The sequence below is a fragment of the Dyadobacter sp. CY326 genome (assembly GCF_021390515.1).
Lineage (GTDB): Bacteria > Bacteroidota > Bacteroidia > Cytophagales > Spirosomataceae > Dyadobacter.
Genome location: NZ_JAJUXI010000002.1, coordinates 350,601 through 377,330, shown reverse-complemented (window position 1 = coordinate 377,330; position 26,730 = coordinate 350,601). Strand labels below are relative to the sequence as shown.

Genomic DNA, 26,730 nt, shown 5'->3' with positions numbered 1-26,730 from the left:
CTCTAAGGTTACGGCCATTTCGTTATTTCGAAGGCACTGAAATGAAAAAGCCCGAGTGCTGCATAGCAATTATTTGCTATATCACGCCAGGTTTTGAGGCGGTAAATTTGCGTAGCAGCGACGAGGATGGCATTGCAAAAAATCCGCAAGGCAGGCTGAGATCACGCTGTTTCTTCAAGGCAAATTCCATTCACATTTCCAACCTTTTTTTACTCAATATGAAAACTCTATACTTTGATGGTCGTGTATTATTAATGGTCACAAAACTGATTTTGTTATTGGTTTTGGTCAACATTATTTCCGTTTCTCTCGCTCAGCAACGAATTCCTGGCAGGACAACAAATGAGAATGCCAGGGTGAATGCTGATTTTGGAACAATCATTGTTTCCAAAAAAACACAGCCAGAGATCGCTCCGGGTGTCAACTTTACTTTTTTTACGGAAATTCCGTCCGTCCCGTCATTTGTATTGAATGATGATCCGGCGTTCATTTCCATGCAGGATGTGGGCATGGGCGAGAATAATACAGTGTGGGCAGTTGCTGCTCGGGAATCCGGAGCAGGAAATGGGAACATTTATTACCGACCGAGCGGTTCATCAGCGTGGGTGCAGGTGGATGGCACTGGCACCAGAATCGATGTCACCCTGAATGGCAGATCGGTGCTGGTTAATGACCAGGGTGCTCTTTTTAACTGGAACAGCACTTTAAACACCTTTCAATTGGTGTCGGCCACAATAAACGCTGTGGACGTTGGCGTTTCCGCTGGTACAATCCAAAACGCATATGTGTTGGTGAGAAATTTCGGATGCCATACTTTGGCCCGCAGTACAGGAGGCGGATTTTTTACCGAGTATCCAAATGTTTGTGGCACTCGTCTGGACGTAGCTCCCGATGGCTCCGTATATGTGCTTAGCGAACTTGCCGGAGAGGTTTACCACGTAACATTTTCCGGGAATGTCGCGACGATTGCTCAAACATTTCCGTCCTTGTCATTCAGGGACATTACGGTCGCAGCTGACGGTAGGGTATGGGCTGTCAATTCAACAACGAGCTATTATCTGGAAAACGGCGCATGGGTTGCTGACCTAAACAGCAGTGGCATCGGATTCGGAAGCAATCCATCGGGTTTATCGGCAGGGGCCGACGGCGATACGCCCATTCTGACACTGAATGCCGAAGACGACGTGCCCACCAGTGGTCGCGGACAAATTATTCAACGCCGGGAAAACGGAAGCTGGATGAACAGCCACAAGGTCCGTCAGTCGGGCAATGCCAACAGTATTGTTTTGAATGTTGCGCCGGGCACTTACAGGGTGGAAGAAAATCCTACACAGCCAGCGTGGAAACTGGTTGGCATCAACACATTTGGCGGTTCGGTGGTAACAAACCTTGATAACCGCAATGCAACCATTACGGTGGGGGCAGGGCAAACCGTGCATGTTGAGTTTGTCAATGCAGGATATGATTATGGCGATGCAGCTGCTTCCTATGGAACCAAAGCAGCAGACAATGGTGCGGCTCATCAGGTAAACCCCGATCTTACACTGGGAACAACAATCGATATCGATGCCGATGGCGACACCGGTTCGGCTGCAAGGGGTGATGATAACACAGGCACGGATGATGAGGACGGAATTTCTTCATTCCCAATCGTTTCCGCAGCGGGTAGCGGCATATTTACAAATTACACAGTCAAAGTTTCGGCCCGTAATACGACAGCACTGACTGCCAATCTGTGCGGGTGGATTGATTGGAATAATAACGGCACGTTTGAATCAGGAGAAGGAGTTTGTACAACATTAGCCTCTGGCGGGACAGAAGCAACATTGGTGTGGCCGGTTGTAGCAATGAGCGGATTTGAGAAAAAGGTAGGGACTTTTGTAAGAGTCCGGCTCACGACGGATGTTTTAACAACAGGCGGAATGACGGGCCTGGCCACCAACGGAGAGGTTGAAGATTATTTTTTACCATTTGCAGATGCCCTGCCGGTCACATTGATTTCGTTCGACGCATCTTCCCGAGAACAGCATATAGCGCTTAAATGGGCAACAGCCGAAGAAACAAACGCAGACCGCTTCGAAATTGAGCATAGTATTAATGGCAAAAATTGGAATTTAGTTGGAACGGTGGTTGCAAAAGGTGAAAGCAGCGTTCAGGCAAACTATACATTCGAGCACAGGGCTCCTGTGAAAGGCCGGAATTTTTATCGCCTAAGAATGATTGATCTTGACAAAACCTTTTCCCTGAGCAAAATCATCAGTGTTACTTTTGACGAAACTTCGACGCTTAACGCTTATCCCAACCCGGCGAGCGGTCGGATCATGATCAGCAATGATGAACTGGTGAAAGAAGTTACATTACATGCCGTATCTGGTGCAAAAGTATTTGAAAGTAAGGAAGACTTTCACGACGGAATTGATGTTTCGAAGCTTAATCAAGGCATGTACATCGTGTCAATCATTCATTTGGATGGCACGGTCAGCACACAAAAGGTGCTTATTGCCAGATAATAATATCGCTAGCATTATATTAAAAATGAGCAAAGCGGTTGAATGGAGATTCAACCGCTTTGCTCAAATGCTACTCTTTTACGACTTTCCTGGTTTCGGAAATGATTCCGTTGCCAAACTTCAAAATGTTTAAACCGGGAGACAGCTTGTCTATCGTGATGATATTAGACCCGGGCTGTAAAACCTTGCTCTTATTTGATAGTAATCTTCCTGTTAAATCATAATGTGATATCTTCCAAGTGCCTTTCTGCAATGCATTAATCTCAATGTAAACCTTACCAGTGCCTGGGTTGGGATAAAAACTGCCGACCATGGATTTTTCTGTATCGCCTCCAATTGCAATTATTTTGGAATAGCTGTATTTCGTGTCCAGATCTATCATTTTGAGGCGGTAATATGCTTTTGCAGCAGGCGAATTGGGATCAAGGAAATTGTAAACTTGCAGGTCATTCGATGCCAGCTCGCCTATTTTCTCAAATGTTTTTGCATTCATGCTCCTTTGGATCTCGAAATGACTGAAATTAACTTCCGAGCTGGTTCTCCAAGTCAGCACATTGCTTTTCTCTACGGCTTTACCTGAGAAAGAAATCAATGTAACGGGTAAAGGCTGTTCAACTGATTTCGCTATAAATCCACTGAACCCGGACACAGGGAATGTCACTTCCCAAATGGAATTGATTGAACTCCAAACAAAAGTATAATCTCCTGAATTCCAGGAATTTCCTGTGCTTGGAATATATGCCGGCTGTCCGGAGTAATTCAAGCCTGTGGGACTGGTTCCTGCATATTTAACAATCTGGAAGTTGGCAATGCCTGAGTCATCATTCGGGTCGGTGGGTAAAAGGCCAGCACTTATTGTGGCATTATAGGCGTCAAAATCTGCTTGTGAAAAATACAGGGTTATCGTGCCGGTTGCTGTGCTTGCATTGGTTGCCGGTGTAATTTCATAATGTCGCGGCACATACTTGAAAGGCGGGGTCGTTTCAAGCCAGCTTTTAACAGTGGCATCGGTAAAGCCGTGTGTGGGAACTACTTTGGCTACATATTCACAGCCATTGGTAACCAAAGGCGTTGCGGCCACATTTTGTGTATTGGTTGTTGCGGCTGTGGGGAGAGAGACGTTACCGCTACAAGCCGGAACAATAATGTTCACAAAGTAATCTTCCGTTTCACCCAGGCGATAGGCTCCGCATGCAGAGTTGAGCACATCGCCGTTACCGGATATGACTCTCATGCGCGTTAAGCCGGGTAAGGCACTTTCGGGAATAGAAATGAAACCCGTTAGCGTATAGCTTGGTGCGAAGTTATCTGATGAGGAGTAGACTCTTTCCTGTGGCGCATCGAAAGTTCCATTGTGGTTGAAATCTATCCAAACCGATGTTGAACTGACAAAGAATGCGCTGCAAGAACCCATTTGAACAGAGATTGGAATTGTGTTTCCTGCTGTCAGGTTAGAAGCCGCTACCAGGCTGGTATAATCTGAATACCGGCTGAGTACGGAGCCTGGTCCGCCTGTTTGACCACAAGTTGAGGAGTTATTTAATTCGCCGATCGTTACATTGGTTATGTCCGCAGAATTTGCATCGTCTGAAATTGAAGTACAGGGACAATACAGGTAAGCACCTTGCACAGCCACCGGCGTCGAGACGGTTGTGCTTTGGCCGGTCGAACAGGTTACCTCGCAATAAAAATTGTCAGGACCTGTGATCGTCGCAGTATATGTTTCATTGGTAGCGCCCGCAATAGGACCATCATTATTATACCATTGATAGGTGTTATTAGTAGTGATTATAGAGGGACTGAGCGAAAAAGTAAAACTGATCTCGGGACAAACCGGGTTTTGCGTAGCTATTGTATTCAGTTGCAGCGGGCTGTCGCTGCAAGCAGGAGGTGATACAATGTTGATCAGATAATCTTCGGTTTCTCCCGCACCATAATTTTGGCAGGCAGAATTTAACGGATTCTGGCCAGTGTTCATAACGATCCGCATACGGGTAACCCCTAACGATGCGGTGGTTGGGATCTTAAATGAACCGCTCAAAGTTAATTCTTGAAAACCTTGTTCCTGAGTTATAAATTCACCCGGATCTTCAAAGCTGCCATTTCGGTTATAATCTATCCAAATAGCAGTGTAGAAATAAGAGCCAGTTCCGCCGGAGGTTATTGAAAATGGAATTGTGGCTAATTGATTAAACACAGGCGCATCCACGACGGTTGTAAAGTCGCCATAACTACCCGCCACAGAGCCGGGTCCGCCGGTTTGAGAAGCGCTGGTTGCATTGTTTAACGTTCCTGCTGTTACATTAGAGATATTTGCTCCTGCGGCATTTTCGGCGGCAGAATTGCAATAGCATGTCAAAACTGAAACCGGAATTGATCTTGTTGTTTTTGATCCATTGGAACAGGTTACATCACAATAAAAGTTATCCGGGCTTGTAATGGTTGCCGTATATGTTTCGTCTGTTGCACCCGCAATCGGTCCGGCGTCGTTGTACCATTGATACGTGTTACCCGTAGTAATAATGGCAGGACTAAGTGAAAAGGTAAACCTGGCTTCCGGGCAAACGGGAAGTTGTGTGGCGATTGTTTTGGTTTGTATCGGGTTGCCGCTGCATGCAGGAACTTCCCCAATGTTTACTAAATAATCTTCGGTTTCACCTTCATTATAGTTCTCACAAGCAGAGCCTACCGGATTTTGACCGGCATTTGTTACGACTCTCATTCCTGTAACGCCCGTTGCAGCGCTTAAAGGAATCGTGAAAGAACCGGTAACTGTATGGTTGCCGGAATTTGGCTGCGATGTTTGATATACTCTTTCCCCTGGGCTTTCGAAAATGCCGTTCTGATTGTAATCAATCCAGATGGAAGTGGCGGCGTTACCGCTGTTTTCCGCAACTTGAATCGAAAATGGTATCGTCGCCTGCTGATTAAAGACAGGAGCCGCCACCAGCGTGGTGTAGTTGGAATATCTGTTTAAAATGGATCCAGGACCGCCGGTTTGAGACAGATCAGAGGAGTTGTTTAGGGTTCCTGCTGTTACATTGAAAATGTCCGGACCAGTAGTATTGGCCGCAACAGAAGGGCAATAGCATTCATAAAAGGATTTTACACTAACAGCAATCGGCATTGATTGACCCGTTTGGCCACTTTGGCTGCATGCAACCCTGCAATAAAAGTTGTCTGAGGTTGTAATGGTTGCCGTGTAGATAGGATTGGTAGCACCTGCAATAGGACCTGCATTATTGAACCATTGGTAAGTAAACCCAACAGCGTCAGCACTATTCAATGCGGAAGATGATGAAAATGACAGATCAATGGTTCCATTGACGCAAATCGCTGTTTGACTTGCTAAGGTATTTCCCGGTGCAGGTGCACCATTGCAATTCGGTGGTGATACAATATTTATTGTATAGTCTTCTGTCTCACCACCATTATAACTTCCGCAAGGATCTACAAATCCAACTGCTGCGGTAATAACCCGCATTCGGGTCGGACCCAACAATGCACTTCCCGGAATAGTGATTGTACCCGTTACGGTGTGATTAGGTTCGAAAACTGACCCCGAGCGATACGCAAGTTCACCATCACCGAAATTACCATCATGGTTAAAGTCGATCCAAATTGAACTTGTGACTGATTGATAGCCAGTGCAATAAGCGACGCCGATCGAAAAAGGAACAGTTTTGAATTGCATGAGATCCGGGGCAGCAAGTTCGGTGTAATTCGAATAACTGCCCGGCAAAGAACCAGCGCCAGCCGTTTGATTACAAGATGATGAATTGTTTAATGTGCCGATCGTCACATTTACGATATCCTGGGCACCGCCACCCGTGGAGGCGCAATAAGTTTGTGCGTTAGTGACGCCGCCACTGGCAAGACACAAGAGGATGAATAGAAATGTTGAGTAGAATTTTATGTTTTTCATACGAACGTAGTTAAGGGATTTTTGAGATTTGTCTTATCAGGCGAGTCCTTACAGCAGTCAATTGGCTTTTGCTTCCAAGAAGTATTTCTGGACTATGGGCTGTAAGTTGTGATACAAAAAACAGAAAACGATACAGATTGCACAATAGCAAATAATTGCTATCTCGGTGTGTTCTAAATAGCTGTTTGTGACGAATGTAAATGCAAAAAGAGGCTGTCTCTTTCGAAACAGCCCCTCTCCCGGCGATTCATGTTTTACAAATCAATCCTGCATTTCACTTGCCATTGCAGTCGCTTTTTGATTATCAAGCGCTTCCAGGCGGCTGACGAGCGCAGCCCGCATATCCCGGTATGCGTCGCCGCCCAATGCCAGTCTCAGCGGCGCAGGTGATGTTTCGACACATTCGATTATGGACTGAACAGTTCTGTCTACGTCATTTTTGATGGGGAATGTGCCGGATTGCATTGCCCTTCGTATGTCGCCCGCCGGCGTTTTATCATAAGCTTCCATGACGGGTGCGGTGGCCAGGGCGGCACCAAATGCCGTATGATGCGCGCCGGGTTCAACAATCGTTACTCCGATATTTAAAGGTGCCACTTCTTTGGCCAATGTATCACAAAAGCCTTCCATTGCCCATTTGGTGAGATGATAATAGCTGAAATTGGGATAGGTTGTCTGGCCGCCGGCTGATGAAAGTTGAAGGATACGGCCACCGCGTTGTTCACGCAGAAAAGGAAGTGCGGCCCGAATTACCTGAACTGAGCCAAGAATGTTTGTATCGATCTGCTGCCGGATCTGCTCATCGCTTGCCTCTTCGGCAGCACAAAAAAGAGCATAACCCGCATTGTTAACGATTACATCAATCTGGCCTAATTCATCAAAAGCCTTTTTAACAACGTCTTTAATCTGTGCACTATCTGTAACGTCCAGTCTGGCGACCCAAAGCTGATTTCCATATTGTCCTTTCAGATCGTCCAATGCATCCGGCTTGCGTAATGTTGCTGCCACGCGTTGACCTTGCTGCAATAACTTCTCTGTTAATATTCTTCCTAAGCCGGTCGAAGTGCCGGTTATAAACCACGTTTTCATATTTTGTTTCATTAAAATTTAACGAAACAAAATTACCGTAGAACAACCGGCCGCGTTAGCCCTATTCAAACCGTTTAAGACCAAAATCAAACTATTGCCGAAACGCAGACGGCGTTTTCCCTGTGTGCTGCCGAAAAGCTCGCGCGAAATGCGTTGCTTCTTCAAAGCCAAGACTGTTGCCTATCTGACTGATTGTCCAGTTAGAATGTAACATTAACGTCCGCGCTTCCTGCATGATCCGTTCATTTATTAACTGCGTTGTGGTTCTGCCGGTCACCTCTTTAAGTGCCCGGTTCAGGTGATTGGTGTGAACAGCCAGACGGTCTGCATAATCCTGCGGCGTTCGCAAAGTGACCTGTTGATTGGGGTAAGCCAGAGGAAACTGTCCTGCCAGTAAATTTTTAAATGCACTGGTTAGCCGAGTAGCAGCCGTTTGGCTACGCGATCCTGCCCCAGCGTCAAACTTTTGCGCGCCATGGATGCATTCTTGTACATATAAAAAAAGCAGGTCAAACTTGTGAGCATATGCAGAATCCTGCTCATCGAGCATTTTTAAAAATAGTCCTTCAAAGAAGATTTTGTCTTTCCCGGTTAATTTAAATACGGATGGAGCATTCCCGTTGAAAACCGCCCAGTCTGATGGCCGGATATGCACGGGCAATGGTAAAAAGTCTTCTGTAAACATGCAGGCATAGCCATTACAGGTCCCTTCGTGAACTTCCCAGCGGTAGGGCACTTCCCGATTCGTAAATACGAGCGCCCAGTCATCTTTGTCAAACAGATATTCCTGATCCTGATAAAAATAGGAGGCATGACCGTTGATCAGCGAGATCTTGTAAAAATCCTTTCGACTGTAAACCGCTGTTGCTGCAAGGCTAGCCGCAGAAAACTCTTCCAATCGTACTGCCACAAAATACCCTCCTGCGTTGTTATGCTGCCCATTAAGTTGTGGCGCGTAAGTTTCAATCGAATGTTGATCCATCAGAAATAAAGATAAAACTATTTATCTGAACTGCTAATTCCTCTTTTGAAAGTGAAATTCAGCGGCCTCTTTATTCTTTGGTCTAAGTTAATTTAGCTTGCTAGTATCATTGCGTAAAATTGTCCGATTGTTAACCTTTTATTCAAATAACGGCATCCGGGCGAATTCGGGGCGATCAAGTTCCTCGAACAGCACTGCGGCGCCTATGTTCCCTTTGTACAGACTGTGGTTTTTCATTTGCACGCAATAGATGTGCGGCAGCATTTGTTTGGCCAGCCTTTTGGCCTCGGTCAGGTAAAAATTATCTCTGGTGGCATTGTAAACACTCAAAAGCGCGTAACATTCACCCGATCTGCCGCAACACAAGCTGCCATTCACAACTTGTTGGGCCGCGTTAGGTTGGGCCGCACCCGGCTGGGCATTCAAAATGTGACCGGCCGTTTTTTTTGCTAGATCAAGGTAATGTGCATCGAATGTGAAATGAAATAAGGCCGTCCATAGAAAGGTATAACCCGCTGATCCGTGGCACCAGCCTGTCCAGGAAGTCTGCTCCGTTTCGGAGATTTCCCAGCGCATCATTCCGTTTTCTTCGATACCCAGTTTGACAAGCTGATCTACGCGTCTAAGAAAATGGACAGGCAAATTTTGTCGGGATGTTTTGCACCATTTTAAAGTAGCATACAAAATTCCCGCCCAGCCGTGGGCAATTCCTCTGTAATTGATCGGGTTTTTCTCACCGATCGCTGCATACGAATCAACGATTGACCAGATCTCCTCCATGACATTCTTGCCAAATGCGAGCAGATCTTTTTTGACAAATTTATCATACGAAGGCATGTTTTCCAGAATCAGCGAGCTGCCGATCAGCGCGGCGGACTTACCTAATGTAAGGTCCAGATTTTCGCAGGGTTGGGAAGCATGGTTCAGAAAATTGCGGACCGCATTGTAGTAGCCGGCATAATCGCCCGACGACTGGCTGACCAACGCCTGGACCAGATCCACGCCGCTCGAAGTGTGATATATCGACGAAACCCCAACAATGGACGAACTGAGATCCATTTCTTTGGAATAAAACCCATGGTCATGGTCATGAACATAACTTGCTGCACGGTCGCTCCATACATCTGCCAGGGCCAGCGTTTTGGCGTCTGAATGCACTAACGCTCGGCGCAGAAAGAGATAGGCAATGCCTGCCGCGCCAAAATTGACCGAGCTTTTCGGGGCCATTTGGAGCCCGTTTTTCAGAAGTTCACTTTTAAAACCGTAATCTTTCAGGATGGAATCCCGGAAGACTTGCACCGACAATTTCTTGTCTTCTGCAAGTCGATCCGGGAAACCTTCCTGCACTTTGATCATGGCCAAATAGAAATCTTCAATGTTGTCAAAACGGTTTTCGTTTTGTTTTTCAAGCGCTTTGAAAATCGTTTTTTCGATATTATTGTCAATAATAATGTCCAGATTTCTGAATGGGACGGGCATTTCGTTGACGATCTGCGTGTACAATGTTTTCCTGTCGTATGAAAAATTAAGATATTGCTTTCCTGTAAATAGCTGATAAATCAAAGCGCCCAATGCATACTGTTCGCCTGCGAATGTCGAGGACGGTTCAGGTTTGCCGTTAAGAACTGACTGCGCATATTCGGGTTCAAAGAAAAAATTCTGTCCGCCGCGCGCCGGTAATTGTTCCTTTGAAACCATTCTAGAAAGTCCGAAATCAATAATCTTCACTTCACCCGATTCGGACACGATCATGTTGGCCGGATGCACATCCGAATGTATAATTCCCTGGCTGTGCAAATGCCTGTACGCATTGAGAATACGGCAGGAAATATTCAGCAATGCAAGCACATTGGATTGATCATGAAGATTCTGATATTTCTCGGCCGCCTGCAAACACGTTTCCCCGTCGACCCAATCCATGATCAGAAAATGATCTTCTTCATACTCGCCATATTCGGTCAGCGACGGATTGATGACGTCATCCAATGCATTCAGTATGTCGATCTCGTTGTAGAAATTTGCAAGCAGCTGCGGTGTTTTCTTTTTGGTTTTTAACAATTTGAGCGCAAATAACTGGCCATTTTTTTTGATCTTATAAATCTCCGTATCAGCCACGCCGTCCAGTTTTGACACGATTTCATACTCTTTAAACCGCTCGCCTGGTCTGAAAAATAGCTTTTCTTTCCCGAATGTATCATCGTAAGAAACCAGGAAACCTTCACTGCGAAGGCGCGTCAGAAAAGTGTAGGAGCCTTCAAGTATCTTTTGCGCGTCCAGATTATTGAGCAACGCATACGTAAGCACGCCCTCGGGCAGGGATTTTGGTTTACGAAATTCCTGCAAAAGCGACGCAGACGAAGCGTCTATGATTTTGCTGGTATTTCGTGCGTGTGTATAAGTAATGATGAAGTCGTCAGTCTCGTACTCGAATTTGGCGCGTGCCTGTTGCGGTAATTTTTCTACCGGCAACACCTGAACGTCTTCCGGCAAGATGTATAATTGATTAGAAGCCATAGGATTAAAGTTTGAATTTTTATAAAACAGCCGTCCAGGTCAATGGATTGACACCTTCCAGCACCATTTTTTTTAATACAAAATCGACGCGTTCCTCTCGGCTTAGCTTTTCTGTTTTGGCCAAAGAAATGGATGCAGCCAGCTTTTCGGTCACTTTGGCGCGCCAGCTTTTTCTTTCTACATGCTGCAAATTTTCATCTGTTGCACTGTCCATTCCCCACGATAACATTCCCGAGGCATCCAGCGGGGCGGTGAATGGGACACCTTGTGCACTGTGATCTTTCAAAACAGCATGGAGCCGGTCGGCTGCGGCTGACAAATGATCGAATTCCGTGAAATAGGCTACGAATTTGTCAGGCCGGAGCAGTCCTTCACGGTTCATGCCGATTTTGAAATGGAATGCGTTTGACTCTGTCAGTGCCCGGACAGCCCTATCAAATACATCCGGCAGCTCTTCCAGAACAGGGCTAATGTAGATTTTATAGGTTGAGCTCAAACGGGCATTATGGCTTTTGTTCTGCTTCCGACTCCACGATATCCATCTGAACTTCTGGTCTGGTTCATGTTTGTTCCAATTTTTAAGCAGCTCGCGCGTTAATGGATCATTTTTACCAATTTTTAGAAACGCTTCCACTTCCTTGAATGTATCCAGCTCATTGGCAGGCGTACCAAACAGGGGCGTCGTATTGTAGCCGTAAAGTTTGCTGGTTAGCGAAATGGTGTCTGCTTCATTCAGTTGAATGGCATATTGGATAGCCGCGGAAGACATTCGGGACAACGGATGCCGGCGATCCCAAACTTGCTCAGTGGATTCATAAATGAAATCCTGGGCCGCAAAGCCTGAGTAAAAGCAATTTTCGATCTCAATTTCAAAAATCCCTTCTATTACGAGTCTGGCCAATGTAAGATTAGTTTCGTCGTCATATTCAGACTTGAAATAATGAGGCAATGGTCCAGCATTTTGCAAAAAATAAAACAGTAGCGCGACTTCTTTGTAAGCTAGTTTTGCACTGTCTGCGGTTGCGGCGTCTTTCCGCCTGAAGACGCCAAAAAACTCGGGGTCTTTGCTTAAATCAGCAAGAGCATGAAGTTCCTGCTGATTTAAATTTCCCTGCTCAATCAGTTCAAATGCCGGATTCGACCGGAATGTTGAATGCAAAAGAAATTTGACTTTGATCATCAGATTGTCGTTTTATTGTTTTCCCCTTTGCGCACGAACTTCCTCGATGGCTTCATTCAATTTTCTTTCAAGCATATCGAGCTCATTCGGCGCTTCCTGGATCTTCACATCGACGTACTTTTGAAGTTCGGCCAGATTGTTCTTAAACTCAGTTAGCTCCGATACATCGAAGTCATCAACAACCTGCTGGACAGGCGTTGTGTTTTTCCAGTCCGTGATTTCAATTGGGTCGTGCGTAAAGCTGTATACAATACTGCAAGCTTTGTGGCAGACAGTTATGGGAATTGAAAAATGGTAGCAAGTATGGAAGCGACACAACTCAATCTCGTCTTTTAGGCGAGATGCATATCGAATGAAACAATACACCGGTTTGTCCTGGTTAATATCCACGGTGACGGCAAGGTCCTTGAATTTGAAAGTTTTCATTTTTTTATTTTTTTAATGATGGCTAATGATTGTACTCCCGACTTTTTTGTCCGGAAAAAATCAGTTGAAAACGGTTTCTCAAATTTTTTCGATTATCTCATGTCGCACCTCCTTTCATCGAACATGACCCTTTCGGTTAATCACAAGCAGGAGTCGCGTAGCGCTGTTTTACGCCATCCCGGTTGTGCGCGTTCTTTAATTTGTCATTTTTTAACTAGACGAAATTATATCTGAAACAAGCCGTTTTTGAACGCCAAACTACCCGATTTAAAATTCAGGTAGTTAGGCGTAACCAGGTAAAAACACGTTTTGGGAAATGGGTATTTTGCGGCGGGGGAAACGATGTGCACACAGAGCGCATGCTAATGTGACTTGAAATTAGATTGCAGCGGGTCGTAGGTTAATACGTTCAAGTGTAATAATAAAGAGCAGCGCCCTTGCTTATCACTCCGATCGCAGCGATTGCGATGGATTGATGTATGCAGCTTTGATAGCCTGAAAGACTCCCGGCTGCCAATAATGTGGTCTTTGTATTCATTTTGACGACCTTACTGCGGTTTTGCAACGTGAAACCATGCGCTGCAACCTTAATGCTCTTTTCCGCCTCGATATCCTAAAAGCAGATTGTGTCACTACTTTGAAGGATTATAAGGGTATATCAACTTCCCTGACGCGTAAGCTTCCGGCGACACCACGACCTGCACTTTGCTATCTTTGAAGGTGCTGATATTCCCGTCCTGAACATTCTGGAACTGTATTTGAATTACCTGGGGTTCAACCCACTCGCCACCTTTACCAAAGCGGATTGTTCCCATAACAGTCTGAAATGAATTGTTCCGGCAGTATTCAGATAGCAATACGTTATCAAGGGTCCCGGTCGCTTTTATCGCCTGCTCCAAAACCTGCATTTGTGCATAGGCTAATGGCACGACGTAGAACCCGAGTTGATCCACCTTCTCTTCGTCAGCTCTTTGCTGATATCTTTGAAGTAGGTCTGTAACTCCTGGAAAATTCATTTTAGGAACGGGCATCCAGTATTCATAATTAACAAAGCCGTTTAAAAGTGGGCCAAGCTCCGTTTTAACAGAAGCGCTTTGTGGCCCGATCATCGCACCGCCGACCATTTTAGGCCGGTAATCACTTGCATGTATTGCGCGGACCAGGCCTTTTGAATCATTCAAATACGAGCAAAGGAACAAAATATCGGCATTGATTTCTTTTAGCTGATCGATGATCGGATTAAAATCTGTCGTTGTCAGCGGATAGGTTTGCTCGTGTACGATCTGCATCCCATACTTTGCAGCATTTTCCCTAGCACCAATTACCGGATTGCGGGAAAATTCGGCATCGGCGGTAAGTAATGCAACTGTTGAAGGTTTTGGACTTTGAGCAGCGGCCAGTTCGAAAAAACCTTCGGTAAGTGCAGCATTCGGACTTGGCCCGGTAGGAATCATTGCGAAATAGTTTTCATATTGCAGATCGCCGTTAACACCCAGACCCATCAAGCCAATCAAAATGCGTTTCCGTTCCATAACCAGAGGTAAGGAAGGTTTGATGGTGTTTGTACCATAGCCTCCAATCAGCAGGTCCACTTTTTCTTCGTCTAAAAGCCTTTTGTATATGCCGGCTACCTGGGCAGCATCGCCCTGATCATCGATGCAGACAAGCTCGACTTCCTTTCCCAAAAGCCCGCCGTTGCTATTAATGTCTTCTTCCCAAAGTTGATGGGCAAGCCTTGCCGATTTCGTATTCTCAGCCACCGGCCCTGAAAGCGACAGGCTATATCCAATGCGGACGTTTGTTGATTTATTCAATGCTGTATTCATTATCGATCAAAAATTTTCTTTTTCGGAGTGATGCTTATTTTATTGGGCGTATGGTGCCCTTCATGGGATAAAAGCTGCCGTCTGCCAGGGTTGCGTTACTGTAGAGGATTCCGTTTTCGTGGTCTTCAATATGTGTCACCGTCGCACCTGTGGCTTCTTTCCACGCCACCATGTACACCTGCGGCCGCACCTCTGCCATCACAATCTGAACTTTTTCAGTATGGCCTGGTTCTCCCGGACCGCCTCCTTCGACGATTTTGAAGGTCAATGAATCACTGGATTCGAAAAGCAGTTCTGCCTTGAACGATCCCAGATCAGCCAGGAATCTGTTGCCTATTAAATTACTTTGCATCTGGGTTTTGATAGTTGAATGATGTCATTGCGTTTCCGCTTGCGGTTTTAGAGGCCGATACTTCTTCCTGCACCACGTCCCAGTGCTCTGCAATCTTTCCGTTCTCAAACCTGAAAATATCGACCACAATCAGTGGCGCTGGGCCCCAGCCGTGCACCTGGCTATGTGCTAAAACAATGTCATTTACTTCTATGAAAATACCGGGTGTCCACTGGAATCCTGGTTCAATGAATTGCAGAATATCTCTCAAACCCTGATGACCATTGATCATTGATGGATTATGCTGCACATACGACTCATGCCAATAGCGTTCGATGGCTGTATGGTCTCTGTCAACGAAAAACGCTTTCATTGCCTTGACTACGGTTTCTTTATTTGTCATTCTATTTTTGCTTGAATACTTATTCTGATTTGTTTAACTTCTAATACAAGAAGCTTTTTAGCTATCAAGAAAAACATAAAGTGACTTAATTTTCCCATTCTCGAAATGGGCGATATCCATTCCGGTCGCGACAGGAGACTCACCTCTGGGGCCTGCTCCCCAGATCAGCCTGCCGATGCTGTTATTGATCACCACGGGTTTAAGTTTGGTAAATACAAAGTCTGCTGGCAAATGTTTCAATGTGGATGTGACGCTGTTGTTGATCGCATCAAAACCTGTAACATGGTCTCCCACGTGATATAGATTTGCTGCGGAATCGTAAATTTTCTCGATGGCCTTCAACCTGGCGTCCGAATCTCTTTCATTCCAAACCTGGCTGAGATTATTTTCCATCATTATGGCTGCTTGATCGCTCATGTTTTTTGATTTTTATGGTTAAAAAAATCAAAAGCAACACCTTGAATAGATCAAGATGTTGCTTTCTCATTGTCACTGATTTTCTGGTACAGGAGTTGCTAAAAGCTGCAATTCCCAGGCAAGCGATACTCCGCTTCCTCCGCCATGTTCCAATAGCACAGCGGATAATGGACGTGCTGTTTCCATCACGGCCCAGTCACGTTGCCATTCAGCAGCAACGGCCATCCAGTTGATCGGCACCACTCCGGCCTGAACCATTCGGCGTACAGCCATATCATGTGCTTCTGCTGTAACGCTTCCGCAAGCGTCTGTAACCACAAATACATCATAGCCTTCGCTCAAAGCCTGTATAGCTGGCATTGCAACGCACACTTCTGTCCACAAGCCGCATAGGATCAGTTGCTTACGGCCGCTTTCTTTTACAATGTCCGTCACTTTTGGATCTTGCCATGTATTGATAAATGTGCGGTTGATCGGTTTTTGCTCAGGGAAAACGTCCTGGATCTGTTTGATGATGTAGCCGCCGCGTTCTTCAATAACCGTAGTCAGAATGGTGGGAACATTAAACACTTTGGCTGCCTTAGAGAGACCTGTAACATTGTTAATAATGATGGTTGGCTCGTGGCTGTTCAGGTTGGTGAACTGGTAAGGCTGGTGATCGATTAGGACAAGAAAGCTGTCCTCAGGACGAAGCAATGCTTCAAGGCCTGTTTTTACATTTTGCATGGAACTTTGTTTTTAATTTACAAAGGCAAAGTTCCGATACAGCGTAAAGGTAAAAGATGATCTAAGTCGAAAAATACAGTAGACTAATGTCTACTGATTCAATAAAAAAAGCCGAGAATTACTATCCCCGGCTTGCACTTCAAATGGCTAATAGATCTGTATAAAATCAGGTAATTTCAGTTTTTGGCTACTTTCCTGTTGCAGCTGAAATGATCACATTGGCCACGGCAACTGGTTCTGAGACAAATAGCGCATGGCTGCCTTTGATCTCGGTGATCTTCGTTTTAGAGCGGTTGTACATGTTCCGCTGCACTTCCGGACGAATACTTTTATCCTGAGTGGCAATGATCCCATAAGCGGGTTGGGTTCGCCAGGCAGCCTGGGTAAGCGGTGTGGCAAAGCTCTTGGCGGCGATTGGTCCCTGGGAGGCAAACATGAACGCCGCTTCTTCTTGCGAAACATCTGCACAGAAACCGGCATGGAATTTCGCCTTGTCATAATAAACAAAGCCTTTATCATCTGGGGGCAGTATCCCGTATTCCGGCAGATTTGGCATAGATGTGGCCCATTTTAAGGTCGTTTCCCCCTTGTCGGGCTGATAGGCTGCCACATAAACCAGTGCGGCTACATTCTTGTGCAGGCCTGCCTGCGAAATGACCACACCTCCCCAGGAGTGGCCAACGAGGATGACCGGTCCGTCTTGTTTATCCAGGATTCTATTAGTCGCATCAACATCATCCTGCAAGGAAGTAAGCGGATTTTGTACAACGGTTACCTGATAACCTTTTTCGGATAATATATTGAATACATTTTTCCACCCGGAACCGTCCGCAAATGCACCATGGACGATGACCACATTTCTGGCCGGTTTGACTTGGGAGAACGAAGGCAAACTGCATAATAGCACATAAACGAAAGCGGCGCATAACTTCGCGGTATTACGGAGGCAACTAGAGGGTGTTTTCATTGTCGTTGGTTTATTTTGCTAAAACTTTTGGTTGCAAAGTTGTGCAATTGGCAAAGGGAGGAAGATGACCTTTGTCAAAAAAAAAAGTAGACTAATGTCTACTTTCAAGGTGAAGGAGCTAAATGGACTTTATTCTTGTAATAGCTGACGCCTAATGCGGCTTAGCGTATCTTTTGTGATACCCAGGTAAGACGCGATGATGTGCTGCGGAAATCGTTGTAGCAGTTCAGGATAACAGTCGATAAATTCAGTATAGCGTTTTTGTGCATTAGAACTTATGGTTGAAGTCAGCCTGCGTTGATTAGCAATATTATTTTTCTCGTCAAGCTGCTGGATCATATCACGAAATGGAGCTATCGTCTTTATTAATTCTAAGGTGTTGGCTCTATTAATCAAAAGCATTTCGGTGTCCTCCCAAGCATCGATATTATAAATGCTTGCAGTGAGCATAACCCAGCTTTCGCGGTCTCCCATCCACCAGTCTTCAACCCCTAACCTGACAATATGTTCAGTGCCTTTTTCATCCACTGAATATTGCCGCATTGCTCCTTTTACTATAAACGCAAAGTTTTTGCACTGGTCGCCAGCTTGTAGGAAATATTGTCTTTTCCGTAATTTGGCTGGAATCAACGCTTTTTTAAGCAAAACCTTCTCATCTTCTGAAACGGGTTCAGAACTAAATTTTTCCAGATAGTTAAAAAAAGCTTCGTACATCGAATTGAGATTATGTTAAAAGCATTTCAATGCGTCAAAGTAGACACAATGTTACGATATAATCAAATTTTGAAAACGAGACATAGTGGAGTGTTTCCTCAATTTGTTAAACGGACAGGATTAGTTTTGCCAGACTTACAAAGCGGGTTTGACCAATTTAGACGACAGGAAAGTTCCCGCCATCGATTGCATAGTTGGCTCCGGTTATGTAGGAAGCCCGTGGCGATACGAGGAAATTTACCAGCTCGGCAGTTTCCGAAGGTTCAGCCATTCTTCCTAAGGGAACACCGCCAACACGTTCCAAGAGCTTTTGCGTCATCTCCTCAATACTAACTCCCGCGCTGGCCGCGAGGCCCTCCAAAAAGTTACTCATTGCGCCTGTCTTGTTTAAGCCTGGCGATACGGTTATCACTCGTACACCTTGCGGGGATACTTCGGATGCAAGCGCCTTGCTGTAAGCATTCAGTGCGGCCTTTGCTGAACTATAAGCCATCGTGGTCTCCCAAAGCGGAAACATTCCACTGGTTGATGATATGTGAATAATTACGCCGCTCTTCCGGGCAATCATCCCTGGTAAAAATGACCGGTCCAGACGCACGGACGAAAGTAAGTTAACCTGAAAGGCCTGCTCCCAATGCGCATCAGTAAGCACCCCGAAGCCGCCCGCCGGCGCCAGATTAGCCCCAAGGTTATTGATAAGGATATCAATAACGCCGAATTGTTGATGGATCTGCTCTGCTACCCTCACGGTGTCATCTGCATTTGCCAGATCACCCGCAATAAAGTGTTGACCTTCGGCGGGTTGTAAAGCATTGTTCCTTGCGGTAATGATTACCCGGGCGCCCGATTGAGTCAGCCGGTCGGCGATGGCTTTGCCAATCCCTTTTGTCCCGCCCGTTACCAGGGCCACTTTTCCTTCAAGCTCTTCGTCAAGCTTTTGTTTTTTTTCCATTGAAATGTAATTGGAAATGGTTGTTTCAGAATTGGTTTGCATTTTGAATTTGATTGATTATAAGTTGTGGGATTGTAAGTGTTTAAAAACTAGTTTCTGAAATGAGCGTTTCAGAAAAGTCCAAAAAATTATTTTAGCAGCTGTTTGGCCATAAAGTCGGCTAGCTTTTTTATTTGAATAGGGTTTCGGTAAAGCAGAAATAACTCGTACCAACCTGTGTAGGTGCTGATTATGTAGTCTGCCAGCATATCAGCATCATTGGCGTCGGTCATTTCACCATCTTTGATTGCCTTTTTTATGAGTGTGCACAGGAAAGTATGAGTGAAGTCATTATCTTCTTTAAGCAATCCCTGTATACCGTGGTCATTTGGGGATACCTCAAAAGCAGTTTTAATAGCAAAACAGCCATGGGCGTCTTTGATAACAACGGCTGCCACGTCATTGAAGAATTGCTCTAGCGCCTTGACCGCAGATGCTGCGCCTGCCGCGCGCTGCTCCAAAAATATTCTTCTTTTTTGCGTATAATGCTTAATACATTCTGTAAATAACTGGTGTTTATCGCCGATCGTGTTATATAGGCTACTACTGTTGATCTGCATCGCATCAGTCAAATCCCGCATTGATGCGCCATTGTAACCTTTTTTCCAGAAAACATCGAGTGCCTTCTCTATCGCGTTATGCTGGTCAAATTCAACTGTCCTTGCCATGGGGATTCTAATTTTTAACAAAGATAACATTATTCTGAAACAATCGATTCAGAAAGGCGGCTAAATAATTTGTTTGCTTGGTCCAGCTGGATAACATTCTGTTTGGACAAGGGAGTATTTTCCGGATTTCCTAAACAAGATTGGCCGTTTGAACAAAGTGATTTACGACTTTTGAACAAAGTCGGGCAATGATAGGCTGGGTACATTTGTATCATGATCTTAAAACAATAAGAAAATGAACAAATTAAGAAATGTATTGATCACCGGAGCGGCGGGTGGTTTTGGAAGTGTTATAATCGAAGATTTATTGGCAGAGGGTTTTACTGTGACGGGTGCCATGCGCGATGCCGCGGGTAGAAACAAACAGGCGGCTAAAAACTTAAAGAATAAAGGCGTAATAGTCGTTGAAATAGATGTTGCCAATGATCAAAGCGTGATAACAGGTGTTAATCAAGCTGCGGCACAAATGGGCAGCATCGATATTTTGATTAACAATGCGGGATTAGGGGCCGGAGGAATTCAGGAAGGATTTACCGCCGATGACTGGAAAAAAGTATTTGATGTCAACGTTTTCGGTGTGCAGCGCATGACGAGGGCGGTTTTACCTTTTATGAAAAAACAGCAACATGGGCTTTTAATGCTTATTTCTAGCCTGAGTGCAAGGCTTTCAGTGCCTTTTCAAGGACCTTATAGTCCTTCCAAGTGGGCGGCGGAAGCATTAGCCGAAAGCTATCGAATGGAAGTGTCAAATCTCGGCATTGAAAGCTGCATTGTTGAGCCGGGGGCGTTTCCCACGCATTTTATCGGCTCTTTACTCCAACCAAGTGAAAAGGAGCGGTCGCTGGATTATGGCGCAATCAAGGACCTGCCGGCTGCCTTGTTGGCATCGATAGAAAGTGTATTTGAAGCCAATCCTGATCAGAAACCTGACTTGGTTTCCAAAGCCATCATTGAACTTATCAAAATGCCCCACGGAACGCGTCCGATGCGGACCGAAGTTGATCGAATGTTTATGGCAGATCTGGTTGCGCCGTTGAATCAGCAACTGGCGACGGCTAATGAAAAACTATACGAGGCCTTCCAAATGGCTCATTTAGCAAAAGTCAAAAATTAAAATCAGGATGGTAACCTGGTTATTTCTTCTCGATTTTCGTAAATTTAGTTAATGGAAAAAAGATTGCAGAACACTTCTGCCGAGGTTGTAATGTCTTGCTTATCGGAGCGATATTTAAGGAACGAAGTCATGCTCGACGACCATTGCTTCGTGAGAATTATTTCGGGTCAGGTGAAAATCATCCAATCGAATACGATTAGGCTGTTCGGCCCCGGAGATACGATCCTTTTTCCGCGGCGCCAGTTGTCGACCATCATTCAATATCCGAAGGACAACCAGGCTTACAAGTGTGTTTTGATTATGTTCAAAAGTGACCGCTTAAAAAATTACTACGCTGGGAGTCCCGCTTTCAAATCCGCAGAACGCACATCAGAAGTCAAATCATACGAGAAGCATCCGCTTTTAGAAAGCTACTTTGCTTCACTATTGCCTTATTTCGATTTGCAGGACGAATTACCTGAAAAGCTTTTGACTTTGAAGATTGAAGAGGCGCTCACTATTTTAAGGACTATTGATGAAAGTGTTGATTCATTTTTAGCAGATTTTACAGAACCTGGCAAAATTGATCTGGCCGGTTTTATGGAACACAATTATATGTTCAACATGCCGCTGGACAAATTCAGCTATCTCACAGGAAGAAGCCTCACCACCTTCAAACGTGATTTTAACAAGATTTATGGGGCCACTCCGCAACGTTGGCTCACAAAGACACGCCTCAAATTGGCCCATCATCTGCTTTCAGAAAGTAAACAGAAACCGGTCGACGTGTATAGGGAAGTTGGGTTTGAGAATTTGTCGCATTTCTCTTATGCCTTTAAAAAAGAGTTCGGCTACGCCCCTAAGGAAATAATTTGAAATATACGGAATGGGCAGCATTTTGGCAAAAGCAAAAGCGCTGCCAGCGCTTTTGCTTTTACACTACGACGACGATAAATTCAATGTTCAGAATGCTTTTCGAAATCTGTCAGCGATAGATTACCACCTTTTTAAGTGCGATAAGCTGAACATCTTACCGTTTTATTTTAATGCGTAACTATGGTAACCACCATCAACGGTAACCTCTGTTCCCGAAATAAAGCTTGCAGCGTCAGAAGCTAGAAACAATACTGTTTTTGCAATTTCATCGGGATGGCCAAGTCTTTGCAATGCGGTCGCCCCAGCCAAAAACGCTTGTGCGTCCACAGGCACTACACTATCTAAACCTGGTGTCGCAATTGGCCCCGGACTAATGATGTTTACGCGAATTTTTCTTGGAGCCAGCTCGTTAGCAGCAATTTGAGCTATTTTATTGAGCGCACCCTTGGTTGCAGAATATACGCTTGCTCCCAAATTTGCGGCAGATGCGGCCGATGAAGACGTGAACACTACGGATGATCCATCTGCCAGATGGGGAAGCAACTTTTGTAGTGTGAAAAAATGCCCTTTTACATTGGTGTTGAACTGTGCGTCAAAATTTGCTTCGGTGACGCTTTCTATTGGCTCAAATGCCCCAATTGCTGCATTTAGGAAAAGAACATCCAGTTTGTTTCCGTTTTTGGAAAATGCTTGTTCAAGAATTGAAATGTCTGATAGTTTGGAAGTATCCGAGACGACAGTAGTCAGTCTTGGGTTGTTAATTTCCGTGCTGGCTTTTTGCAGATTATCTGCATTTCTTCCTGTAATCCAAACATTTGCCCCCGCGCTGATAAAAGCTTTTGCTGTCGCTAGCCCTATTCCACTTGTTCCACCGGTGATAACGACGTTTTTGTTTGTAAAGTCCATAATTAAATTCTAGTTACTTTTGTGATCTGTTTCCTGAACTACAAATCCGTAAAAGTGGTTCAAAAAACAGATTACTTTTATTTTAGAATTATGAGAACAATCGAGAGAAGATCAACTTGCCCCATCAATTATTCGGTGGAAATATTAGGTGATAAATGGATGCTTTTACTCTTGCGGGATATCATGTTTAACGGCAAAAATTCTTTCCTCGAATTTCGGGCCTCAGATGAGAAAATATCCTCAGCCGCACTTACTGAAAAGCTGAACTTACTTGTCGACGAAGGGATTCTTTCCAAAGTCATCTCGCCTAAAAATGCTTCAAAGTTTCTTTACCTGATCACCGACAAGGGCATCGAGTTGGTGCCAGTCATGGTGGAAATCCTTACTTGGGGATCTAAGTACAACCCCGACGGCGGCCCGAAAACGTGGCTTGACCGGATCAAACAGAATAAAAAGAAAGCGATTGCGGAATTACAGGATGAATTAAGAAGCCAGTTGCATTCCCATGGATTAAATTGAAAGCGAGGATTGATATGTAATTGATCCCGTTATTCACGAAAACAGCCTCTGACTTGTCGTGTGAGTCCTGAAACGCCAAAATGGCGAATATTCGAAGTCGGGTTTTTGCCTTTGATTTACGACGACATTGAATTCAATGTTGATAACTGGTTCTCAAAGTCTGCCAGCGATAGATCCCCACGGGCAAAACTAATTTCCAGCAAGGCTGCCTTTTCAGTCCTGGTCAAAGGTTTGTCCTGAATCCTGTCGATAAGCTTGTTTTCATCATCAAGTGGACCAAGCACATTTTTTTTGCAATTAAAAGCTTCAAAATATCTGACACCAAGCTTCCGCTGTGAAATGGCGTCGAAGTGGAGCCCGTCCGCATTGGCTGTCAGGTCAGATGCAGCCACAAAATAACTGTTCTCCGTTGTGTCGGCATACTGACGGAGCGCATCGTTAACGGAATTATATTCTGTGAAATACTTCCCATATCTGCCGCTGCTCAAAAAATCACCCAAACCTCCTGCAATGAAGGGAACATCCGGTGCCTGCAATTCCTTGCGAAATGCGGCAATCAGACTGGTCAATTTATCAAAATAATTGCTGGATCGGCCCCCAAAGCTATCGTTCTCTCCCTGGTGCCATAAAAAACCGCTGAGCAAACTAGTCCGTTGTGCCAGTTTCGCTTGAAATACGGCATTATCAAAAAGTGGCCCTCCCACTTCCCAGTCATCCAGGCTAGTGCCACCATCTGCGCTGGGAATCAGCCCTATCTGCAAATTTTCATTTTTCATACGCCAGGCACCAGCAAATGACGCAGCAAGACCAATCCCCGAAGTGGGCCGGTCATAATTGATTGGCTCAGTCATCGTTTGCCATCTCCCATTTACCAGCATTTTGATATGCTCGTCGTAAATAGGTTTTACATCTTTGACATAACCACGGCCCGCCATATTGGACTGGCCTATCATTAAAAATGAATGCAAGGTGTTTTCTTTTCTATCCATACATAAAATTACAAAACATGACCACATCAATTTAGACACAACAAACCGTTCTGTAAACGAAGCCCTGCATCTTTCAGAGCGAGAAGAAAACGACATAATAGCGATTTTCAAAAAAATTGAAGAAGAATATCAGCATATCGACCAACATACACAGGTATTTCAATGCTGAGTCAGGTTTAAAACATGCTGTTCTTACAGTTGAGTATCTGGCGCGCCAACTTAACCTATCTTCTAATTATTTGAGCGATGCGCTGCGTTCTCTCACCAGACAAGGTGCACAGCAACATATCCAGGAAAAATTGATTGAAAAAGCGAAGGAATATTTAACGGCAATTAATTTATCGGTTTCCGAAATTGCCTATAACTTAGGCTTCGAGCGCCCGCAATCGTTCAATAAACTTTTTAAAAACAAAATCGAAATGTCGCCGCTGGAATTTCTGACTTTTTTTACCAAATGGTAAATGAACTCTCCGTAATAAATACGAAATTTAATCAATGGAAGAATTCGTAAATTACATATTACAGTTTGGGAATCTGAACAAGCAGCAAACAGATTTTATTGTAAGCAAAGCCAAAACGCTGGAACTTCACAAGGAGGATTACTTTTCCGAAGCCGGAAAAATCCCCAAGCAAGTTGGATTTCTTCTCGAAGGGGTCGTTCGTTTCTGCTATTACAATAACAAAGGCGAAGAGATTACTCAATATTTCATTGATGAAAATAATTTTGTTTCAGACCAGCAAAGGTTTGAAGCACAAGTAGTTGCATCCGAGTATATTCAAGCTGTTACCGATAGCAAATTGCTTGTTTTTTCAAAAAAAGACTGGGACGAAATTGGAAATACCATTGTTGGCTGGGACGCAATTACAGGCCTGATATTAAAAAATTGTTTATTAAAAACGATCGAAAGAAGGAGCCCCTTGGTTTCAGAAGATGCAACCACCCGCTATTTATCATTCATAGAACATTTCCCTGGCCTCGTCAATTGTATTCCGCTTTCCCATATCGCTTCCTACATTGGGATAACACAACAATCATTGAGTAGAATACGGAAAAATATTCGTTGAGATTGCTTTTTACCATTTGTTAAATACTTTCCTTTTTTAGATACCGACATTTGTATCATTAATTTAAAGTATAAAACAATGAGCAAAAAAGTCGTATTGATAACAGGAACAAATAGTGGTTTTGGATGGCTTACTGCCAATAGTTTAGCCGCTTTAGGGCATAAAGTTTACGCAACCATGAGGGATATTAACGGAAAGAATGCTGAAAAAGCGAAGGCATTAACCCTGGTGGAAAATATCACCGTTTTAGATGTAAGTTTAACAGACGAGACCAGCGTGAAAGCTGCTATTGACACCATTATCGCCAATGAGGGAACCATTGATGTATTGGTAAACAATGCTGGAATTGGAATGATGGGCGTTGCAGAAAGTTATTCAGTGGCAGATGTGGAGGAAATGTTTGACGTGAACGTAATTGCCCCTTTTAGATTGATAAAATTGGCATTGCCATACATGCGTAAAAAATCAGAAGGACTGATCATTAATGTCACAAGTGGTTTCGGAAGGGTCAGTTTTCCTTTTTCAGTGGTTTATAGTGCTTCGAAATTTGGTTTGGAGGGGTTAAGCGAAGGATTGCATTATGAAGTGAGGCCGTTGGGAATTGATGTAGCCATTATAGAACCAGGTGCATTTCCTACCGAAATGAGTCAAAAAGCCAGACTTGCTTCGGATGTGGCAACCACCAATGGTTACGAAGAATTGTTAGCCGTTTACCCAAATAAAATGGTCGCCGCTATTGGCCAACTATTTGAAACTTTTAAACCGAATCCGCAAGATGTCGCAGATGCAATAGTAGATCTGATCAATTTGCCAAAAGGAGAAAGGCCATTAAGAACAGTAGTTGATCCCACGACAGGCGAATTTATAAAAAAAGCCAACGACGCTGTCAGTGTTGAATATGCAAAAGCTTTGAAGGCATTTGGGATGGAAAGTCTTTTAGCATAAACTTTCATCGTTATTAAAATCAGCCCGAGGATCATTGAATCCCCGGGCTGATTTGTTGTAATAATAAACCAAAGCCGCTGGTTTTCTCGATCAGCGCCAGTTCATATACGGAGTGTGTAATTGCAGATCATTAACTCTCTGTCCCGTGAATATGATATTATCAAAGCGCTAGCAAACCTTCCACATCCAAGTGTTTGGTGAACATGGTTATTCTTCCATTTTCAACAATCCATTCCGCTTGTGGTCGGTCCCAATAAAGTTCAACGCCGTTTTTATCCGGGTCATCAAGATATATTGCTTCAGATACGCCATGGTCTGATGCGCCTGTTATTGGATATTTTGCCTGTATCAGCCTTCGTAAAGCTGCCGCAAGATCTTTTCTTTCCGGATATAGAATGGCCGTGTGATATAGGCCGGGCGCGCGTTCAGGGGCCGGACCGCTATCTTTACTGTGCCAGGTGTTCAAACCTATATGATGGTGATACCCGCCGGCTGATATAAAGGCGGCCTGATCACCATAGGTATTCGTCAGTTGAAAGCCCAATAAACCACAGTAAAAATCAAGTGAGCGTTGCAGATCACTTACTTTTAAATGTACATGACCTATGCGGGTCTGAGCAGGTATCACATAATTGTCCATAAGATATGATTTGGTAGTGTTTGTAATG

25 protein-coding genes are annotated in these 26,730 nt (G+C 44.5%); 7 read left to right on the top strand and 18 right to left on the bottom strand.

Features of this window, described 5'->3' with window-relative positions:
* The first annotated feature begins 218 nt into the window (after nucleotides 1-218).
* Complete coding sequence (locus LZG73_RS02200) at nucleotides 219-2,510, top strand: GEVED domain-containing protein (RefSeq protein WP_233845861.1); 2,292 nt, start codon at nucleotides 219-221, stop codon at nucleotides 2,508-2,510.
* Nucleotides 2,511-2,580: 70 nt separating this feature from the next.
* On the opposite strand, the gene LZG73_RS02195 is transcribed toward LZG73_RS02200, so the two are convergent.
* The 15 genes from LZG73_RS02195 to LZG73_RS02125 form a co-directional block, all read right to left on the bottom strand.
* Nucleotides 2,581-6,435: a GEVED domain-containing protein gene (locus tag LZG73_RS02195; protein WP_233845860.1), complete on the bottom strand. Its 3,855-nt coding sequence runs from the start codon at nucleotides 6,433-6,435 to the stop codon at nucleotides 2,581-2,583.
* A gap of 261 nt (nucleotides 6,436-6,696) precedes the next feature.
* Nucleotides 6,697-7,524, bottom strand: coding sequence for an SDR family oxidoreductase (locus LZG73_RS02190; protein ID WP_233845859.1), 828 nt, complete (start codon nucleotides 7,522-7,524; stop codon nucleotides 6,697-6,699).
* Between the two features lie 91 nt (nucleotides 7,525-7,615).
* Nucleotides 7,616-8,506: an AraC family transcriptional regulator gene (locus LZG73_RS02185; RefSeq protein ID WP_233845858.1), complete on the bottom strand. Its 891-nt coding sequence runs from the start codon at nucleotides 8,504-8,506 to the stop codon at nucleotides 7,616-7,618.
* A gap of 138 nt (nucleotides 8,507-8,644) precedes the next feature.
* Complete coding sequence (locus LZG73_RS02180) at nucleotides 8,645-11,020, bottom strand: protein kinase domain-containing protein (protein ID WP_233845857.1); 2,376 nt, start codon at nucleotides 11,018-11,020, stop codon at nucleotides 8,645-8,647.
* A 19-nt stretch (nucleotides 11,021-11,039) separates the two neighbouring features.
* Entirely contained in the window at nucleotides 11,040-12,200 is a 1,161-nt protein-coding gene (locus LZG73_RS02175) for a hypothetical protein (RefSeq protein WP_233845856.1), read from the bottom strand.
* A 12-nt stretch (nucleotides 12,201-12,212) separates the two neighbouring features.
* On the bottom strand, nucleotides 12,213-12,626 hold the full coding sequence (locus tag LZG73_RS02170) for a hypothetical protein (protein ID WP_233845855.1): 414 nt from the start codon (nucleotides 12,624-12,626) through the stop codon (nucleotides 12,213-12,215).
* 632 nt (nucleotides 12,627-13,258) lie between these two features.
* Nucleotides 13,259-14,452, bottom strand: a complete 1,194-nt coding sequence (locus LZG73_RS02165; protein WP_233845854.1) for an amino acid ABC transporter substrate-binding protein — start codon at nucleotides 14,450-14,452, stop codon at nucleotides 13,259-13,261.
* Between the two features lie 34 nt (nucleotides 14,453-14,486).
* The gene (locus LZG73_RS02160) at nucleotides 14,487-14,804 is read right to left on the bottom strand and encodes a MoaF-related domain-containing protein (protein WP_233845853.1); all 318 of its coding nucleotides are present in this window, start codon (nucleotides 14,802-14,804) and stop codon (nucleotides 14,487-14,489) included.
* Complete coding sequence (locus LZG73_RS02155; RefSeq protein WP_233845852.1) at nucleotides 14,794-15,186, bottom strand: nuclear transport factor 2 family protein; 393 nt, start codon at nucleotides 15,184-15,186, stop codon at nucleotides 14,794-14,796. Before LZG73_RS02155 ends, LZG73_RS02160 begins: the two co-directional genes overlap by 11 nt.
* A gap of 57 nt (nucleotides 15,187-15,243) precedes the next feature.
* Nucleotides 15,244-15,603: a nuclear transport factor 2 family protein gene (locus LZG73_RS02150; protein ID WP_233845851.1), complete on the bottom strand. Its 360-nt coding sequence runs from the start codon at nucleotides 15,601-15,603 to the stop codon at nucleotides 15,244-15,246.
* A 72-nt stretch (nucleotides 15,604-15,675) separates the two neighbouring features.
* On the bottom strand, nucleotides 15,676-16,329 hold the full coding sequence (locus LZG73_RS02145) for a hydrolase (RefSeq protein ID WP_233845850.1): 654 nt from the start codon (nucleotides 16,327-16,329) through the stop codon (nucleotides 15,676-15,678).
* 187 nt (nucleotides 16,330-16,516) lie between these two features.
* Nucleotides 16,517-17,296 (bottom strand): alpha/beta hydrolase, encoded by a 780-nt coding sequence (locus LZG73_RS02140; RefSeq protein WP_233845849.1) that lies wholly within the window; start codon nucleotides 17,294-17,296, stop codon nucleotides 16,517-16,519.
* Nucleotides 17,297-17,425: 129 nt separating this feature from the next.
* Nucleotides 17,426-18,010, bottom strand: coding sequence for a Crp/Fnr family transcriptional regulator (locus tag LZG73_RS02135; protein WP_233845848.1), 585 nt, complete (start codon nucleotides 18,008-18,010; stop codon nucleotides 17,426-17,428).
* A 157-nt stretch (nucleotides 18,011-18,167) separates the two neighbouring features.
* Entirely contained in the window at nucleotides 18,168-19,004 is an 837-nt protein-coding gene (locus tag LZG73_RS02130; protein WP_233845847.1) for an SDR family oxidoreductase, read from the bottom strand.
* A gap of 86 nt (nucleotides 19,005-19,090) precedes the next feature.
* On the bottom strand, nucleotides 19,091-19,669 hold the full coding sequence (locus tag LZG73_RS02125; RefSeq protein ID WP_233845846.1) for a TetR/AcrR family transcriptional regulator: 579 nt from the start codon (nucleotides 19,667-19,669) through the stop codon (nucleotides 19,091-19,093).
* A gap of 235 nt (nucleotides 19,670-19,904) precedes the next feature.
* Between LZG73_RS02125 and LZG73_RS02120 the strand changes: the two genes are divergently transcribed.
* Complete coding sequence (locus LZG73_RS02120; protein ID WP_233845845.1) at nucleotides 19,905-20,783, top strand: SDR family NAD(P)-dependent oxidoreductase; 879 nt, start codon at nucleotides 19,905-19,907, stop codon at nucleotides 20,781-20,783.
* Between the two features lie 51 nt (nucleotides 20,784-20,834).
* Nucleotides 20,835-21,638, top strand: coding sequence for an AraC family transcriptional regulator (locus LZG73_RS02115; RefSeq protein WP_233845844.1), 804 nt, complete (start codon nucleotides 20,835-20,837; stop codon nucleotides 21,636-21,638).
* A 162-nt stretch (nucleotides 21,639-21,800) separates the two neighbouring features.
* Here LZG73_RS02115 and LZG73_RS02110 read toward each other — a convergent pair whose 3' ends face one another.
* Nucleotides 21,801-22,544 carry an SDR family oxidoreductase gene (locus tag LZG73_RS02110; RefSeq protein WP_233845843.1) on the bottom strand — a complete coding sequence of 248 codons (744 nt, stop codon included), beginning with the start codon at nucleotides 22,542-22,544 and terminating at the stop codon, nucleotides 21,801-21,803.
* A 90-nt stretch (nucleotides 22,545-22,634) separates the two neighbouring features.
* On the opposite strand from LZG73_RS02110, the gene LZG73_RS02105 reads away from it, so the two are divergent.
* The gene (locus LZG73_RS02105; protein ID WP_233845842.1) at nucleotides 22,635-23,063 is read left to right on the top strand and encodes a helix-turn-helix domain-containing protein; all 429 of its coding nucleotides are present in this window, start codon (nucleotides 22,635-22,637) and stop codon (nucleotides 23,061-23,063) included.
* A gap of 116 nt (nucleotides 23,064-23,179) precedes the next feature.
* Here LZG73_RS02105 and LZG73_RS02100 read toward each other — a convergent pair whose 3' ends face one another.
* Complete coding sequence (locus LZG73_RS02100; protein ID WP_233845841.1) at nucleotides 23,180-24,052, bottom strand: sialate O-acetylesterase; 873 nt, start codon at nucleotides 24,050-24,052, stop codon at nucleotides 23,180-23,182.
* Nucleotides 24,053-24,168: 116 nt separating this feature from the next.
* On the opposite strand from LZG73_RS02100, the gene LZG73_RS02095 reads away from it, so the two are divergent.
* The 3 genes from LZG73_RS02095 to LZG73_RS02085 all read left to right on the top strand — a co-directional run bounded on the left by LZG73_RS02095 (nucleotide 24,169) and on the right by LZG73_RS02085 (nucleotide 26,062).
* Nucleotides 24,169-24,513 carry an AraC family transcriptional regulator gene (locus LZG73_RS02095; RefSeq protein ID WP_233845840.1) on the top strand — a complete coding sequence of 115 codons (345 nt, stop codon included), beginning with the start codon at nucleotides 24,169-24,171 and terminating at the stop codon, nucleotides 24,511-24,513.
* Between the two features lie 34 nt (nucleotides 24,514-24,547).
* A complete protein-coding gene (locus tag LZG73_RS02090; RefSeq protein ID WP_233845839.1) occupies nucleotides 24,548-25,117 on the top strand; it encodes a Crp/Fnr family transcriptional regulator in 570 nt (189 codons plus the stop codon).
* A 78-nt stretch (nucleotides 25,118-25,195) separates the two neighbouring features.
* Nucleotides 25,196-26,062, top strand: a complete 867-nt coding sequence (locus LZG73_RS02085; protein WP_233845838.1) for an SDR family oxidoreductase — start codon at nucleotides 25,196-25,198, stop codon at nucleotides 26,060-26,062.
* 160 nt (nucleotides 26,063-26,222) lie between these two features.
* Here the strand turns inward: LZG73_RS02085 and LZG73_RS02080 are convergent, their stop codons facing one another.
* Nucleotides 26,223-26,702, bottom strand: a complete 480-nt coding sequence (locus LZG73_RS02080) for a VOC family protein (protein WP_233845837.1) — start codon at nucleotides 26,700-26,702, stop codon at nucleotides 26,223-26,225.
* Nucleotides 26,703-26,730: the final 28 nt, after the last annotated feature.

Coding starts and splice junctions, on each gene's coding strand:
- LZG73_RS02175 (WP_233845856.1), bottom strand. CDS start 12,200: ATGATCAAAGTCAAATTTCTTTTGCATTCAACATTCCGGTCGAATCCG.
- LZG73_RS02115 (WP_233845844.1), top strand. CDS start 20,835: ATGGAAAAAAGATTGCAGAACACTTCTGCCGAGGTTGTAATGTCTTGC.
- LZG73_RS02080 (WP_233845837.1), bottom strand. CDS start 26,702: ATGGACAATTATGTGATACCTGCTCAGACCCGCATAGGTCATGTACAT.
- LZG73_RS02195 (WP_233845860.1), bottom strand. CDS start 6,435: ATGAAAAACATAAAATTCTACTCAACATTTCTATTCATCCTCTTGTGT.
- LZG73_RS02110 (WP_233845843.1), bottom strand. CDS start 22,544: ATGGACTTTACAAACAAAAACGTCGTTATCACCGGTGGAACAAGTGGA.
- LZG73_RS02100 (WP_233845841.1), bottom strand. CDS start 24,052: ATGGATAGAAAAGAAAACACCTTGCATTCATTTTTAATGATAGGCCAG.
- LZG73_RS02105 (WP_233845842.1), top strand. CDS start 22,635: ATGAGAACAATCGAGAGAAGATCAACTTGCCCCATCAATTATTCGGTG.
- LZG73_RS02145 (WP_233845850.1), bottom strand. CDS start 16,329: ATGCAAAATGTAAAAACAGGCCTTGAAGCATTGCTTCGTCCTGAGGAC.
- LZG73_RS02140 (WP_233845849.1), bottom strand. CDS start 17,296: ATGAAAACACCCTCTAGTTGCCTCCGTAATACCGCGAAGTTATGCGCC.
- LZG73_RS02180 (WP_233845857.1), bottom strand. CDS start 11,020: ATGGCTTCTAATCAATTATACATCTTGCCGGAAGACGTTCAGGTGTTG.
- LZG73_RS02200 (WP_233845861.1), top strand. CDS start 219: ATGAAAACTCTATACTTTGATGGTCGTGTATTATTAATGGTCACAAAA.
- LZG73_RS02160 (WP_233845853.1), bottom strand. CDS start 14,804: ATGCAAAGTAATTTAATAGGCAACAGATTCCTGGCTGATCTGGGATCG.
- LZG73_RS02185 (WP_233845858.1), bottom strand. CDS start 8,506: ATGGATCAACATTCGATTGAAACTTACGCGCCACAACTTAATGGGCAG.
- LZG73_RS02130 (WP_233845847.1), bottom strand. CDS start 19,004: ATGCAAACCAATTCTGAAACAACCATTTCCAATTACATTTCAATGGAA.
- LZG73_RS02170 (WP_233845855.1), bottom strand. CDS start 12,626: ATGAAAACTTTCAAATTCAAGGACCTTGCCGTCACCGTGGATATTAAC.
- LZG73_RS02085 (WP_233845838.1), top strand. CDS start 25,196: ATGAGCAAAAAAGTCGTATTGATAACAGGAACAAATAGTGGTTTTGGA.
- LZG73_RS02190 (WP_233845859.1), bottom strand. CDS start 7,524: ATGAAAACGTGGTTTATAACCGGCACTTCGACCGGCTTAGGAAGAATA.
- LZG73_RS02150 (WP_233845851.1), bottom strand. CDS start 15,603: ATGAGCGATCAAGCAGCCATAATGATGGAAAATAATCTCAGCCAGGTT.
- LZG73_RS02135 (WP_233845848.1), bottom strand. CDS start 18,010: ATGTACGAAGCTTTTTTTAACTATCTGGAAAAATTTAGTTCTGAACCC.
- LZG73_RS02155 (WP_233845852.1), bottom strand. CDS start 15,186: ATGACAAATAAAGAAACCGTAGTCAAGGCAATGAAAGCGTTTTTCGTT.
- LZG73_RS02165 (WP_233845854.1), bottom strand. CDS start 14,452: ATGAATACAGCATTGAATAAATCAACAAACGTCCGCATTGGATATAGC.
- LZG73_RS02120 (WP_233845845.1), top strand. CDS start 19,905: ATGAACAAATTAAGAAATGTATTGATCACCGGAGCGGCGGGTGGTTTT.
- LZG73_RS02125 (WP_233845846.1), bottom strand. CDS start 19,669: ATGGCAAGGACAGTTGAATTTGACCAGCATAACGCGATAGAGAAGGCA.
- LZG73_RS02090 (WP_233845839.1), top strand. CDS start 24,548: ATGGAAGAATTCGTAAATTACATATTACAGTTTGGGAATCTGAACAAG.